At 57.2% G+C, this 15003-nt stretch carries 10 protein-coding genes; 4 read left to right on the top strand and 6 right to left on the bottom strand.

Features of this window, described 5'->3' with window-relative positions; all coding sequences use genetic code 11:
• Positions 1–55: 55 nt before the first annotated feature.
• The 5 genes from HMPREF2787_RS03835 to HMPREF2787_RS03815 are packed head-to-tail and all read right to left on the bottom strand — an operon-like array spanning position 56 to position 8698.
• Positions 56–547 (bottom strand): MarR family winged helix-turn-helix transcriptional regulator, encoded by a 492-nt coding sequence (locus tag HMPREF2787_RS03835; RefSeq protein WP_070595719.1) that lies wholly within the window; start codon positions 545–547, stop codon positions 56–58.
• A 14-nt stretch (positions 548–561) separates the two neighbouring features.
• The gene (locus HMPREF2787_RS03830; RefSeq protein ID WP_070858439.1) at positions 562–3219 is read right to left on the bottom strand and encodes an ATP-binding protein; all 2658 of its coding nucleotides are present in this window, start codon (positions 3217–3219) and stop codon (positions 562–564) included.
• Positions 3220–3222: 3 nt separating this feature from the next.
• Positions 3223–4398 carry a metallophosphoesterase family protein gene (locus tag HMPREF2787_RS03825; RefSeq protein ID WP_049190081.1) on the bottom strand — a complete coding sequence of 392 codons (1176 nt, stop codon included), beginning with the start codon at positions 4396–4398 and terminating at the stop codon, positions 3223–3225.
• Positions 4399–4400: 2 nt separating this feature from the next.
• Positions 4401–5459, bottom strand: a complete 1059-nt coding sequence (locus tag HMPREF2787_RS03820; RefSeq protein ID WP_070858438.1) for a hypothetical protein — start codon at positions 5457–5459, stop codon at positions 4401–4403.
• Positions 5459–8698: a DEAD/DEAH box helicase gene (locus HMPREF2787_RS03815; RefSeq protein WP_070858437.1), complete on the bottom strand. Its 3240-nt coding sequence runs from the start codon at positions 8696–8698 to the stop codon at positions 5459–5461. The genes HMPREF2787_RS03820 and HMPREF2787_RS03815 overlap by 1 nt, the downstream gene beginning before the upstream one ends.
• 326 nt (positions 8699–9024) lie before the next feature.
• On the opposite strand from HMPREF2787_RS03815, the gene HMPREF2787_RS11360 reads away from it, so the two are divergent.
• The 4 genes from HMPREF2787_RS11360 (at position 9025) to HMPREF2787_RS03800 (ending at position 12149) form a co-directional block, all read left to right on the top strand.
• Positions 9025–9159 (top strand): hypothetical protein, encoded by a 135-nt coding sequence (locus tag HMPREF2787_RS11360; protein ID WP_255468811.1) that lies wholly within the window; start codon positions 9025–9027, stop codon positions 9157–9159.
• A 118-nt stretch (positions 9160–9277) separates the two neighbouring features.
• A complete protein-coding gene (putP, locus tag HMPREF2787_RS03810; RefSeq protein ID WP_070858436.1) occupies positions 9278–10801 on the top strand; it encodes a sodium/proline symporter PutP in 1524 nt (507 codons plus the stop codon).
• Between the two features lie 97 nt (positions 10802–10898).
• Positions 10899–11540, top strand: coding sequence for an HNH endonuclease family protein (locus HMPREF2787_RS03805; protein ID WP_070858435.1), 642 nt, complete (start codon positions 10899–10901; stop codon positions 11538–11540).
• Positions 11541–11648: 108 nt separating this feature from the next.
• Positions 11649–12149 carry a hypothetical protein gene (locus tag HMPREF2787_RS03800; protein WP_049172012.1) on the top strand — a complete coding sequence of 167 codons (501 nt, stop codon included), beginning with the start codon at positions 11649–11651 and terminating at the stop codon, positions 12147–12149.
• A gap of 177 nt (positions 12150–12326) precedes the next feature.
• Here HMPREF2787_RS03800 and HMPREF2787_RS03795 read toward each other — a convergent pair whose 3' ends face one another.
• A complete protein-coding gene (locus HMPREF2787_RS03795; protein ID WP_083326652.1) occupies positions 12327–14498 on the bottom strand; it encodes a DEAD/DEAH box helicase in 2172 nt (723 codons plus the stop codon).
• Between the last annotated feature and the right edge of the window lie 505 nt (positions 14499–15003).

The raw sequence follows: 15003 nt of genomic DNA, 5'->3' as shown, positions 1-15003 counted from the left end.
TGGTGAGAGCCTCGTAGCGGAGACAAATGAGAAAACACTCACAAAAAACTTCTGGCTACTCTGCTTTTCCGTCGACTGAATCGGTGACCGTAGCATTGGCGGTCTCTGCAATCTTATCGAGCACAGCGGAAATCCCCTGATAGTCGATATTCTCACCGAGCACATCAAACAAAACATGGCGCACAAGCTTCACATGGTTCGGCGCCGCCTTCTCAATCACGGTTCGACCGTGTTCAGTAAGCGTGACATCAATACCACGGTTATCGCAGGCGCAGCGTTCCTTAGTTACTAGCCCGCGTCGCTCCATGCGAGTAATTTGATGCGACATTCGGCTGCGGTCCCATTCCAGGGATTCGCACAGGGTGCGCATGCGCACTACATTGTCTTCAGTCTCGGAGAGAACAACCAGAACCGAAAAATCTGCAGTGGAAATATCGAGAGAATCTTGCAGCTGAAGGTCGATTGACCTGTCAACGGCCCGTTTAGCGTTCAGAATTGAGCGCCATAACCGCTGCTCTTCATCACTTAACCACGGAACATCTTGCATATGTACAGAGCCTACTATCTTGAAACCAAATCCTGAATTTTCATAAACTCCGCTCCTGTCACACGATCAAAGCGGGCTTCATCGCACGTCAGGACTAATACCTGCATATCGCGCCCCGCTTTGGCAAGAGCATTATTCATCCGCCGCAAACGGTGTTCGTCTGAATAACCTAATGCATCATCAATAATCACCGGAGCGCCCTGCCCGCCCTCCATGACACCGGCAACGGCCAAGCGCAGCAGAATGTCCAGCTGCTCCTGCGCTCCACCAGATAGCTCATCGACATCGAACTTGCCATCGGCATTGGACCGTGACTCAATCTGCAAGTCCTCATTCATCGTGAACTGAGTTCCCGCACCGAACACACCGCCACCGTACTCTTCGAGCTTGCGCAGCAAGGGGTCAGCCAGCGCATTCCGCGATGCCACGCGTGCCTGTGTCATTACCTCCATGAGAGTCTTGGCGGCAGCTGCACGTCGACGCATTGAATTCCGATCTCGCTGTGTTCGCTCCACTACTCCCTCAGCTGCTGCCAGTTTCTCATTCGCGCTGTCGAAATAGTCCAAGTGCACCCGAATCTCTTGCCGACGCTTTTCCAGCTCAGCCAGGCGATTCTCAACTGCATCCCGTCGCTGCTTAGCGCCCGCGAGCGATGCTTCCACGTCGTCGGCATCCCGCTGCGCCAGCTCCTTCTGAGCCGCAGCCAGTTGCTCTTCTGCCGCCTCATAGTCCTTGCCTCGGTTTTCCACCGCAGCAAAGATCTCGGCGTCCGAGGCTTTTTCTCGCGTCGCCGTGAGCGAATCTTCGCGGACCTTCAGAACGGACCGAGCCCCTTCAAGCTCGCTGCTGGCCTTCGTATAGTTGGCGTATGCAGGACGCTTCTCCAGCTTCGACAAGCGCATATCAGCACTGTCGCGCTCCGACTCGGCATCCCTACGCCCCACTGCAGCTTCTTCCAGCCGGGACTTTGCCGATACCAAGTCAATCTCCGTCGGCGCTTCCTCGCCCGCAAGTTCCCGATACCGCTCGCCGTGTACTCGTGCTTCTTCCTTCGCATCGTCCAACTCTGCTGTGAGCTGGTGATACTCCACGCCGTCGGACACCGCAGTTATGGATGTCTCCACCTGGAATTTTGCTTTTTCCGCTTCACGACGTCGTGTGTGTGCCTTTTGTGCTTCCGCGACAGAATCAGCGCCTGCCGCCTCAAGCTGTTCTTTGAGCGATGTCTCTGCTTTTTCTAGCTTGCGCTGCTGCGAATCTGAGCCGTCTCCGGGCTGGATAGCAACCGTGACGTCGCCGACTTCGATGGCCAATGGCTTAGTTACCGCCCGTTGAACTGTCTCAGCCTCCGGAGCTAGCCCCACTTTCTCGCCCTCGACCGTGACCTCCTGCGCGCTACTAGCCGAGAGCTGCACACTCGGGCTCGACGCCTCCAGCACAGCGGTGGCTGTTGCAACTTCGCGTTCGCAGGTCAACAGTTTTTCCATTACCTCCTCGGTAACGGAATTCCGAGCAATTACCTCGTTGTGCTCTGCCAATTGCGCGCGGAGCGCATCGAGTTTTTCCACTCGTTTCGACAGGGCTTCAACCAAACCGCGCTTCTCTCCCAATGCAACTTCAGCTGCGGCCAGTTCTTCTGCCTTTCGAGCTTCGCGGTACGTGTTTACAACCGCATCGCGATCTTCCTGCGCCTTCTTTAAAGCTGCGACCTCCTTATCGAACGCTTCCTTAAGTTCAGCAACTCTCTTCTCTGCGACGGAATGCTGGTCCTTGGCATCTTGTGCCTGCTGAATGAAGGTTTCCCGCTCTTGCTGAGCCTGTTTAGCTAAGTCCAGCTGCTGCTTCGCCGCTGCGGAGACCTCCTGTGCCTGGGACACGGCAACCCTGAACTTTTCGAGTTCTTCGAGTGCCTGCGCCCAATGCTCGACTTCGTTTTTGGCTTCTGGCAACGATGCCCGCTGCGTGTGTTGGCTTTCTTCATTACGAGCAGCTTCCTCATTGAGCGCTTCGAATTCTCGGACCTTTTTCGCCGCTTCGTCGCGCACCTGCTGGGCTTCCGCCAGCTCCTTGTCTACGTCGGTAAGCTGCTTGCGCTCTTTGCCATTTTTTTGGAAATAGTTGCCGTATTCAGCTTCAACGGCTTCAAACAGACCTACCTCTTCTGCGGTTTCCGCGCGCTGCCCCGATGCCGACTGCAGTGCGCTTGTGACCTGCGCATAACCGCCCAAGGAGAGTGTCTTTTGCGCTTGTCCCTGTTCAGCAACGAAAACCTGCCACAGGTTCTTGGTGTCTGCATTGTGCATTCGGGCGGCCAGCCACTCTTCCGCCTGGTCATCTTTAAGAACCTCGGCTGTCGGAGAGTGGACGGTGACGATTGTGCCGGTGTCCTTGGTGCTACCAAAGATCTTGTCCAGCGTAAATTCGTAGCCGTCAAGCTCCAGCCGGAGCTTAACCTGCGGCTTTTCCTGGCTGGAGTGACTGTTCAGACTAAGCGCTTCGCTTGACCTGGACTTCCATTTTGTCGTCAGCGCAACGTGAATAGCTTTGGCGATTGTCGTCTTACCCGACTCGTTTTCACCGGAAATCACTACCACGCCCCGCTCGGCTAGCCCTGTGATTGAGAGTGAATCAATCGCACGTACATTGTGTAATTCGATGTCGTGAAAACGCATGATTTATTCCTTCTCTCCGGCCAGGCGCGCCAGCAAGCGAAGCGCATCGGCTGCTGCGGTGGTTTCAGATTCTGATAGCGGGCTGCCGCTCTCGGTTCGCCCTTTGCTCAAGACCGTTAGTTTTTCTGCAGCTATGAGCGGATAACCGGTGAGATTGAGATTAGAGATATCCCCCTCGGACGGAACCACCGTCAAATCGGAACCACTTTCCCGGCGATAAAGTGCAGCGAAAAGCTGTTGATACTGCTCAAGTCGATTTTCAAAGGTAGTCGACTCCGACAGTGTCACGGTTCCTCGCAATGAATACTTCACCGCTGTGTCTGTCTTCGCCTCGATACCGTCCAGTTCAGCAAAGAACTCATCGAGGTCTTCCGCGCCAGTGATATCCATGTCAATGGCATGAAAAGCCCACTGCCCCACTCGGTGGGAGGCCACGGTAACTGAGCCCTTTTCGGGGCCGCTCTCTACAATGTCGACGACGAGTGCATTGCCGGAATCCCGTTCTTTGTCGTCGTACGCTGTGGTTTCGTGTGCGCCGGAGAAATAAACTCTGCCAGCATGATCGAGTTGGCTCGTGGAGTGGGAATCCCCCAGCGCAACATAGTGCAACGCCCCGCGCTCAATAGCTTGTTCCAAGCTGGTCAGATCAATGGTGGCTCCTGCATCAGCACCAAAGCCTTCTACTTGGCCGTGTGCGACCATCACTCGGATTCCATCGGCGGGCTCAAGCTCCGTGGCTATTTCCGCCACGATGTCGTCTGCCGAATACTTGCCGCGCACTGGCACGCCGATGAGTTCCACCCCGTCACGGATGGCAATGGGCGCGCTGTCGCGAATTACGTAAACTCCTCGGTCTTCCAAAGATTCGAAAGCACTACGTCGATAAATGGAAGAAGCATCAAGCGCATCATGGTTGCCGGGTAGGAGATACACCGGCACGGGTAGCTTGGCGATTCGCTCAAGAGCCCGCAAGAACACCTTGTCCGGCAATGTGTTGGAATCGAACACGTCTCCAGCGACGACAATGAACTCAGCGCCTTCGCTGGTCGCCAACTCGCCGATGCGATCGATGGCGTTGAGGCGACTTTCGTGGAACCTAGCTTGGGCTTCACCGCCGTCGAGCTCTAGGAACCACCGAGTCATTCCCAGTTGCCAATCTGAGGTGTGAATGAATTTCATGACTAGCGCTCCTTTTGTCCCAGGCTCAGCGATTCCTGCAGATGTTGCCAACAATCTTCCAAATCGGCGACTGCACGAATGGTCTCTCTCGAAATTACGCAGGTTGGCTGCAATGCTTCATGCAGCAAACTGCGGTCGGTAACTGTTAGTGGGTCAATAACCTCGAGCGAAGGAACATTGACTCGTTCCAAGTCATTGCCCCAGTAATCGGCTTCGACAGCGAAAAGTTCGGCAACCTTCTTCTGCTCGTTGTCACCGCTATCTTTTCCACCAGCGTCATTCGACTTCTGGGCGGTTTTATTGGGATTCTCCCGAACCGCGCCACCAAGCCCGAGGCGCTTCGGCGCAGTCCGGTTTCGCAGCTGTGTTAGTTCCTGAAGCCGGCGTTGCAATTCGCGCTGCGGATAATCGCGCAGCTGTAGTAGCGACAGCGGATCGCGGTCGATATCAGCGACAAGTTGAGCGGCAACTGCAACGGTGTGCTTACACACAGGTGCCGGGTCCGGGCAGGTGCATTCGCTGTAAATGTGCTCTTCGCCATCGCACAACAGCATTTCCATCTGCTCATACGGCAACTCGCCGTGCTCAAACTCTGTGAAGGCCGACGGATTGTTCACCAACCACCGCAGTACGTCGTCAGTTTGTTTCTGCTCCCGCCGTGGGAACCGAATAAAGACTGAAAATGGTTCCGGCTGGCTGCCCTGCACTTCACCGATGATGTAGCCATCCGCGATTCGAAGCCCCAGCACATTGCCGTCGAACCTGTACTTCTCACCTCTGTGAACACGACCCGAATCAGCGCCACGGATGATGAACTCCCACACCCACCGGGCAAAAGTAGTACGTGGCTCGACCGCCACGCGCGCTGCGGTTCCACGTCGCTGCTGTCCGGTAAATGCACCAGCCCAGTCCTGGGTGGCCAGGAGCTTTTCAATCGTCGAGCTGGTTGCTGGCGCGCTTCGCGCCGTAGTCCTTTTACGACCACGCTTTCCAGAGGGCCCCTTGCCAAACTCGGCAAAGATGACATTGTCGCCCCATGTCACGTCTCCGTCACCGGCCATCAGTACCACCTCTTCTGGACTCTAAACGGGGTCACATTGTTGGGAATCGAATCGTCATCCGAGGTTGTGGAGTCCGATGCCGTGCCCTCCGGGTTCACCCCATCAGTCACCGTCCCACCGGACTTTGACTCCGCTGCGTCCATCGATTCACGCAGTGCCTGAATCTTGTCCTTGTCCAATTGCCACAGAGACCGCAAACGGTGAAAGTCCATCTCCGTCAGCTTGGTTTCACCAGCACGCACAACTGCATCCGCCAGTTCTGCCTTCTCGAAAATCAGCTCGTCGATACGCTCTTCCAACGTTCCCACACTGACCAGCTTGTGCACGTGTACGTCTTTACGCTGACCGATGCGGTAAGAGCGGTCCGTGGCCTGGTTTTCAACTGCTGGATTCCACCACCTGTCAATGTGAATGACGTGGTTGGCGGCAACCAGGTTGATGCCAACACCTGCCGCGAGAGTAGACAGCAAAATGATTGGTGGGCCGTCCGGGGCATTAAACTCTGCCACTACTTTCTCGCGCTGTGCCGGAGTCATTGCCCCTTGGATAAACGGAATGTCCACGCCCAGGCGCTTGCTGAAATGAGGGGCGAGCATCTTGCCGAACTCCACGAACTGCGTGAACACAAGCGCGCGTTCACCGTTTTGGACAATCTCATCGACGAGCTCTTCCAGCCGTGCAACCTTGCCCGAGCGATGCTGCCCATGATTAAGCAGCCCTGAGCCGTCGTGCTGGTAGTGCGCTGGGTGGTTGCAAATCTGCTTCAACTTCATGATGCCGCCGAGGATGATGCTCTTTCGCCCGAAGTTGCCAGAGCGATTCCGCTTCGAGCGCTTGAGCTTGTCCTCGATGTCCTTCACAGCTTCCTGATACAAGAAAGCCTGCTCCGTCGTGAGAGGAACCATCTCCACCTGCTCATTCTTCTTGGGCAGGTCCGGCGCAATAGCTGGATCCGACTTGAGTCGGCGCAGAATAAAAGGTGCTGTAATCGACTGCAATTGCAGTAGCATTTCCGCATTCCCATCACGCTCGATGGGAATCGCAAACTTGTTGCGAAATGCATTCGCCGACCCCAGCATGCCTGGATTACAGAAATCCATGATGGTGCGCAGCTCGCCCAAGTCGTTTTCCACCGGAGTACCAGTCATGGCGATGTTGTGCCGCGAGCCCAGGCTCCGCAGCGCTCTGGATACCTGGGCGTTGGGGTTCTTAATTGCCTGCGCTTCGTCAGCAATCACATGATCCCACTGCACTTGGGACAGTTCGTTCACATCGCGGGTAGCAACACCATAGGTCGTCACAACAACATCGTGTTTCCCGATAAATTCCTGTAGTTCTTCACCATGAGGACGGTTTGAACCATGCAGCAGCCCAACCTTGAGCTCTGGAGTGAACTTTGCCGCTTCTGCTGCCCAATTGCGCAGCACACCTGTCGGAACGACCAGAAGCGAAGCCTTGTGCTCTTGATCCTTCGCATCCGCTTGACGACGGCAGCGCTCATACTCCAACAGCGCCAGAATTTGCACAGTCTTACCAAGCCCCATGTCGTCAGCGAGAATGACACCAAAGCCGCGGTTGGACATATCCGCCAGCCACTCCACACCGCGCTGTTGATACTCCCGCAGCTCACCGACAAAACTCGGTGGCACCTCGACCGACTCTGCGAGGGCCGTGGAACCGTCTGAGTACTTCGACACCAACGCCTTGAGCCAAGAGGGATCCCTGGGGGCGACTGGCACTGCTGCTGGAGCTTGAGACTCCAAGCCACCGTCGAAGACCAGCTCTTTCAGGGTGGCTTGCCCCTTACCGGTCTCCTCCCCGGCCTTGGTCTGCTCCACCAAAAACTTCAGGGCTTCTCTAGCTACCTCTGGGTTCGCGTGCACCCAGTGGTCTCGCAGATGCACTAGCCCCGTACTCGATGCAGCGAGCTCACGCATTTCCGCTTCCGTCAGTACGGCATCCCCCACGGCCAGCTTCCACTCGTAATCCACCAGTTGGTCAAATCCGAGTTTCGGTTCCGAACGGCGCCCAGCAGGCCCCGTCGGATCTAACTGGACGACTTCAGTGTGCAACTGCAGGGTGGTCTCCACTGACTTCCAGTTCGGCGGCAGCATCACATCGATATCGACCTTTGCCAGCTGCGAGATGCCATCAGTCATAAGCTCTATCAGCTGCTCTGAGGTCAGCAGCAGATCTAAGCCCGGGTGGCCCGCTGCTTTCGCATATTTGAGCGTCGGGAATGCCTCTTGTGCAGCCAATAGCTGCGGGCGAAGTAGCGACAGCACGGACCGGCGACACATTTCTGGGTTCAGGCGCTCTGGAGCTGCGACACCGATGCGGTAGTACATCCGCAATGGCCATAGAGTCTCATGTTCCACCGCAGCTGAACGAGGATTGAGGCGAGTTACTGAGCCGCCTTCGTCATCCGCTCGATCCCGCAACTCCAACAGCTGCGGAAGATCCACATCCGGCAAGTCTTCCAGCTGGCCTTCAAAACCAACGGGTTCCTGCACCATTAGCTGCAGGCGAACATCCTCACCATCGGCCGACAGCCTCCACTTTGCCAGCGACTGCGCCACCCCCGGTGTCGCACGCCCCAGGGACTCCGACTGCAACAACGACCGCACGAAACTCTGACGCTGTTCTGCCGGTTCATCCAAATCGGCCAGGAGCGCGTTGGTGACCCAATGAAACATCCGATTGATGAAATCCTCAGCCACCGTGGCACCTCCGTTATCAATCAACACCGGTGGTGTACGGGAAATGACCTGACTCTGCCAGGCAATCTCACTCAACCCCTCCGACATCCGCCACGTCGGCCACCACTCATTGTCTTCCCACGTCAGCGCCACCAGTGCCCGCCCAGAGCGTGCGAAAGCATCCAATCCCTGTACAACATCTACAAAGAACCTAAGATCCGGCGCCATCGCCGCCGAGGAAACTTCCTCCTGCAATTGCACCAGTGCTGTCACAGCAGCCCATGGCGGGAACACCCATGTGGGTACCGTTTTCTCTACTGCCCGCCCCTTCGGTGTGCGCAGTTTTAGGGTCAGCTGCGCTCGACTCCCCCGGTCCAGGACTGCAAAAAGCCGACGCTGATGCGCCGGGACTTCCAGCAAATCCACGTCCGCAATAATCCGGTGCCCCTCTGGCCGCTCCACCCATAGGTGAAGACCCGAATCATCCTTCCAGACCGCGTGCAGCAGCAACGGCACCGCTGACTTAGCAACTTGGCCCATTACTTCCTCCCCACTGCTTGCTCAGCCATCACCGTCTAATCACCCGGCGACTTCGCCACCAGATATTTCTTCAATGAAGATTCTGCCACGCACCCCGGAGCAGCTTTTCCATCACACCACAAAATTAGCACGCGTGTTCGAATTATGCATCTTGCAAAAATTACTTCACCTCCACCCAAATACCCCTTTTCCCAGGTAATTTGTCGCACTTAACCGATTTTTAAAGCCTTTTTCAACGCTTCTTATCTTGCAATGCAGCGCATCACATGCAAACGTCGTATGAGCTACAAGAATTAAAAATGTGTGACTCGTGCAATAGTTCTGCCATGGTTCGCAAGTGCCAGTGGGCTCCGCTGACTGTCGTAGACAGCCTGGAAGCTGAAGTTGTGTTTCATTGCGAATCGCAGGTTCCGCTGTTTCTGTCGGCCACTTTCTGGCTCGATTTTGCTGCGACGCTGTGAACGTCGTCAAGCGGACGGACTCAATTGAAATTGAGTGATGCGCCAGGAAACTGTTTCCGGCGTGCTGGGCAGTGCGTGAGTCCGACTGTACGCCTAATAAATAATGAGGAGTTGCCCTGTGGACCAACAAACATGGTTCATCATCGCACTAGTCATTTATCTGCTGTTGATGGTCTACATCGGTTGGACCGGATGGAAAAAGACCGCAGAGTATGACGAATACATGATTGGCGGTCGCGGTCTGCATCCGTTCGTCGCAGCACTGTCAGCGGGTGCATCGGACATGTCCGGCTGGCTGCTAATGGGTCTGCCCGGCGCGATTTACCTTTCAGGCCTGAATCAGACCTGGATTGCAATCGGCCTGGTCGCAGGCGCATGGTTGAACTGGAAGTTCACCGCACCGCGCCTGCGTAGCTACACCAAGATTGCTCGTAACTCGATTACCGTGCCGTCGTTCCTGGAGAACCGTCTGCACGATACGTCGAAGGTGCTGCGCGTTTCCGCAGGCCTGATTATTCTGCTGTTCTTCACCTTCTACGTCTCCTCGGGCATGGTCGCAGGTGGCCGCTACTGGGAGTCGACGTTCGGTGGCAGCTACCTCGTCGGCATGCTGCTGGTTGCGGGGATCACTGTCGCATATACCCTGTTCGGCGGCTTCCTTGCTGTCTCCTACACGGACGCGGTGCAGGGCATCATCATGTTCATTGCGCTGCTGACGGTTCCGACTGTCGGCATCATCTACCTGATTAACAACGGCAACTCCTTCTCGGACATCTTCAGCTTTGCTGCTAACAACCCGTACCCGGGCAGCGAGGGACAGCCGGTTGAGACCTTCTTCGATCCGTTCGCCGGCATTCCGCTAATCACTATTATCGGTCTCCTCGGCTGGGGTCTGGGCTACTTTGGCCAGCCGCACATTATCGTCCGCTTCATGGCTCTGCGCAGTGCAAAGGACGCAACTGAGGGGCGCCGCTGGGGCGTTGGCTGGCAGGCACTGTGCATGCTCGGCTCGGTCCTCGTGGCCCTGACCGCAACTGTTTTCTTCGCTACGAACCCAGATGCTTCGGTCACTGATGCGTCTTCCTACGAGACCATCTTCCTGGACATGACCCGCATCCTGTTCCACCCGCTGATTGCAGGCCTGATTCTGACTGCAGTGCTGGCAGCAATCATGTCCACCATTTCCTCGCAGCTGCTGGTGTCTTCCTCCGCGCTAATCGAGGACCTGTTCAAGGCAACGGTCAACAAGTCCCTGCGTCCGAAGACCTACATGGCTCTCTCCCGCGTCGCCGTCGCGCTGATCGCCATCATCGCCGCAATCATCGCTGCTAACCCGAACAGCTCCATTCTGGATCTGGTTGGCTTCGCGTGGGCTGGCTTCGGCTCGGCATTCGGCCCGGTGCTGCTGGCCGCCCTCTACTGGTCGCGCCTGAACACGCCAGGTGCTGCTGCCGGCATGATCACCGGTGCGGTTGTCTCCTTCGCATGGGGCATGAGCTCGCTCAGCGACACTCTCTACGAGATCGTCCCGGGCTTCGCCGCTGCAACTGTCGTGATGATCATCGTCACGCTGGCCACGAAGGAACCGAATGAGAAGATCAAGGAAGAGTTCGACCACGCAGCAAAGCAGGCTCTGGTCTAACGCTTCGATCTAAGCTTGGCCTCCGCTAGCCCCACAGGCTAGCCCCGGCGCATACCTACAAGGGAACCGAAAAAGTATTTTTCGCGCCCAACTAGGTATGCGCCCTTTTTTATTTGCCATCCTAGCCGCTGTCTTGACCGCCGCCTTTGTCTCATCCTTTGCACTTACGCGAGTTCTCGTCACCTCCTCCCCCGCGGGCTCGGAGACGGAAGCCGTCGTCAAGCAACTGCGCACCGTACGCGTCGTCGCCGACCGCCCCACCGTCACCGGATACAAGCGCGAGCGCTTCGACGTCTGGGCAGGTTCTGCCGATTGCAATACACGCCATAAAGTGTTGGCGGCGTGGTTCGGGGGCTCTGCGTGTTCGCTTGACGACGGCTCCCCGCGCGAAATCCCTGACCCTTACACGGGTGACCCGGTTGGTGCGCATGAGGTCGATATCGACCACATTTATCCGTTGGCAGCGGCGTGGGATTTCGGAGCCTACGCCTGGGATCCCGAGAGGCGTCGGCAATTTGCCAACGATATCGAGACCAACCTCGTGCCCACGCGAAGCGCGGTCAACCGGGATAAAGGAGATGCCAGCCCGGCGGAATGGCTTCCCGAGGATGCGAAGGCGTGTGACTACTCGCATCGTTACTTAGCGGTGGCCATTAAATGGGACCTGCCCGTATCGTCGGCAGACTGGAAGGCGATGGCCACTGCGTGTGGAATCCGCGCGAGGAAAGGCACGAAATAGAGAAAATAGTGCGAGCACGTTAAGTTAAGGACTGGTCTTAATAAAGAAATATCCAGGCCACTCCTCGCTTGAACGCGAGGCCTACATTCAGTCGTGGAAAGGTAATACGTGCAAAACGTAGTTCTTATGGTTCACGTCCTGGCGGCAATTCTGCTGCTTGGACCGGTGACTGTCGCAATTTCGATGTTCCCGAAGCTCGCGCTTGCAGCCCGCGGCGGAGAGGCAGGAACGGTCGGCGCCGCGCGCACCATGCACGCCATTTCGCGCACCTACGGCATGTGGTCGCTGCTCGTGCCGCTGCTCGGCTTCGGTGTCATGTTCACCGATGTGTCGACCTACATGAAGTCCGGGGCAATGCACGCCGCAATCCTGCTGGCTATCATCGCCTGGGCACTGCTGTTCTTCCTGGTCATTCCGCGTCAGCGTCTGATGATGGCCGGCCTCGGCATCGCTGACGAAGACGAGGACGCTGACGATCCGGAGTTCATCGAACGTCGCAAGAAGGCTGAAGAGCTCGACTGGGACAAGCAGAAGGGCCAGCTGGCTATGTTCTCCGGCATCTTCTCCCTGCTGTGGGTTGTCGCCGGCATCCTGATGTTCTTCATCTAGAGCTCACGCTCAGACACAATAAAACTGCCGGTGCGCCTGTACGTTTCGGCCCGACTTTTAGGGCTTGGAAGTACATGCGCACCGGCAGTTTTTTTTATTTTCTAGGTCAGCGCCAAGGGCGGTCGTCGGTTGTCGCCTGACGACGCTCCCCCCCCCAGCTCACCTCACCTAGCAGGTTTAGCGGCGTCCGCCTCGGTAACCACCGCGACGGTCATCACGGCCACCACGGTAGCCACCGCGACCGCGACCGCCACCACGACGGTCATCGCGACCGCGACCACGGCCACCGAAATCGTCACCGTCATCGAAGTTTCCACGGTAGCCACCACGGCCACGGCCACCACCACGACGGTCATCGCGACCGCGACCACCACGGTATCCTCCGCGACCGCGGCCGCCATCACGACGATCGCCACGGTAGCCACCACGGCCACCGCGGTAGTCATCGCTGTCGTCGACCGAGGTGCCGTCGTCAAGCTTCAGCCCAATGAGCTGGCCGGAGATGCGAGTATCGGAGAGGTTGTTGATGACTTCTTGCGGCAGGTTGGCCGGCAGTTCGACCAGTGTGTGGTCGCCACGGATGTCGATGTGTCCGAAGTCCTTGGAGGACAGGCCACCCTCGTTGGCGATGGCGCCGACGATGGCACCCGGGCGGACGTGCTGGCGACGACCGACGCTGATGCGGTAGGTTGCGGTGCCCTCGCGGTCGAATTCGACCAGGTCAGCGCGCTTGCCCTGACCGCGCTCACCGCGGGAGCGACCATCGCGGCCACGGTTGCGGTCGCGGTCGAAACGATCACGGTCACGGTCGTTACGACGGCCACGCGGCGGTTCCTTCATTAGGAAGTCGCCCGACTGTGCCTGCGCAGCGATAGCGGCGGCGATATCAACCAGTGGGGTGTCGTGCTCTTCTGCGTACTCCTCGATGAGCTCACGGAAGACCGGAACCTGCGAATCAGCAAGCGCCTCGGTCAAGTCATCAGCGAACTTCTGCTTGCGAGAGTCGTTGACCTCATCGACGGTCGGCAGCTTCATCTCGTGCAGCTGCGACTTGGTTGCACGCTCAATCGAGCGCAGCAGGCGTCCCTCACGCGGGGTGACAAAGAGCAGTGCCTCGCCGGAGCGGCCAGCGCGGCCGGTACGACCAATGCGGTGGACGTAGGACTCGGTGTCGTGCGGAATGTCGTAGTTGACCACGTGGGAAATGCGGTCAACGTCCAGGCCACGAGCAGCAACATCGGTTGCCACCAGGATGTCCAGGCGACCGTCCTTGAGCTGATCAATCGTGCGCTCACGCAGAGTCTGCGGGATGTCGCCGTTGATGGCGGCAGCGGAGAATCCGCGGGCACGCAGCTTCTCGGCGAGCTCCTCGGTCTCGTGCTTGGTACGCACGAACATGATCATCGCTTCAAATTCCTCGACCTCGAGGATGCGGGTCAGCGCGTCCAGCTTGTTGCGGTGGCTGACCATCAGGAAGCGCTGGCGAATATTGTCCGCAGTGCGAGTCTGGGACTTGACGGTGATCTCTTCCGGCTCCGTCAGGTACTGCTTGGACAGGCGACGAATCGAAGCCGGCATGGTAGCCGAGAACAGTGCGACCTGCTTGTCATCCGGAGTGTCGGCAAGAATGCGCTCGACATCCTCCTGGAAGCCCATCTGCAGCATCTCATCGGCCTCGTCCAGTACCAGGAAGCGCAGGTCGGAGATGTCCAACGAGCCCTTTTCCAGGTGGTCGATGACACGACCCGGCGTGCCGACGATAATCTGTGCACCTCGACGTAAACCCGACAGCTGCACTCCGTAGGACTGACCACCGTAGATTGGCAGGACCTGAATCTTGCCCAGGTGATCAGCAAACGACTGGAAGGAATCCGCAACCTGCAGTGCCAGCTCACGGGTCGGAGCGAGCACCAGCGCCTGCGGTGCGCGGACGGAGCGATCAATGCGAGCCAGAATCGGCAGCGCGAACGCCGCGGTCTTACCGGTACCAGTCTGAGCCAGGCCGACGACGTCGCGGCCGCTCATCAGAGTCGGGATAGTTGCAGCCTGAATTGGGGACGGAGTCTCAAACCCAACCTTGCGAACTGCATTGACAATGTCATCGGGCAGCTCAAGCTCATCGAAGCCGACGGTGTCGTCGTCGTTGTCGTCTTTGTTCTTTTCGGCCTTCTTCTCGGCCTCGGCAGTCTTTTCTACCTTCTCGGTCTTTTCCTCAGCGGCCTTCTCTTCGACCACCGGTGCTTCCTCGGCCACTACATCCTCGGCCTTCACAATTGCGTCCTCGCGCTGGTTTTCGCGCTGATCCTCACGGTTTTCCTCGACGCTGCCATTCATTTCATTATTAGCCATTTGGGGCTCTTCCTGGGCCTTTTTGCCCGCACATTCAATATTCAACAGTTGATTACTCACAGTTGGGTCGCACATACATGACCCGCCCAATTTACGTTCTAGTTTTCAGTGCTCTCACGTCGGAATTGCGATGACATCGCTTCTCTTGCACATACTTCGAAAAATTGCGCCCAAACCCAATTCAGCTTTTACTTCCGAGGAGGGGCGCCCATCATGCACTATGCACTCTCAAGCGTTTCACCAGCGAATTTATACCGCTGCCAGATTCTCTGCGACATTGTCGTCAGGATTTCACACCGACTGCCCAGACTACGCCACCGTCGGTCAAAAAACCATTTCCCGTCAGCAAGGTCACAACACAAGGTGGTCGATTTCTTGGATGAGGCCCGGCGCTGGGGCCGTCGTCAAGCGAGCACATTGCACCCACTTCGGGGCGCCTATTTTGCAATTTGCCGGGGTGAGGTGGCTAACATTTTCCCTACACGTTTGTACACATATCAGCTAT

This window comes from Corynebacterium sp. HMSC061H03 (assembly GCF_001838215.1).
GTDB classification, from domain to species: domain Bacteria; phylum Actinomycetota; class Actinomycetes; order Mycobacteriales; family Mycobacteriaceae; genus Corynebacterium; species Corynebacterium jeikeium_D.
This window is presented reverse-complemented; position numbering and strand designations above follow the sequence as displayed.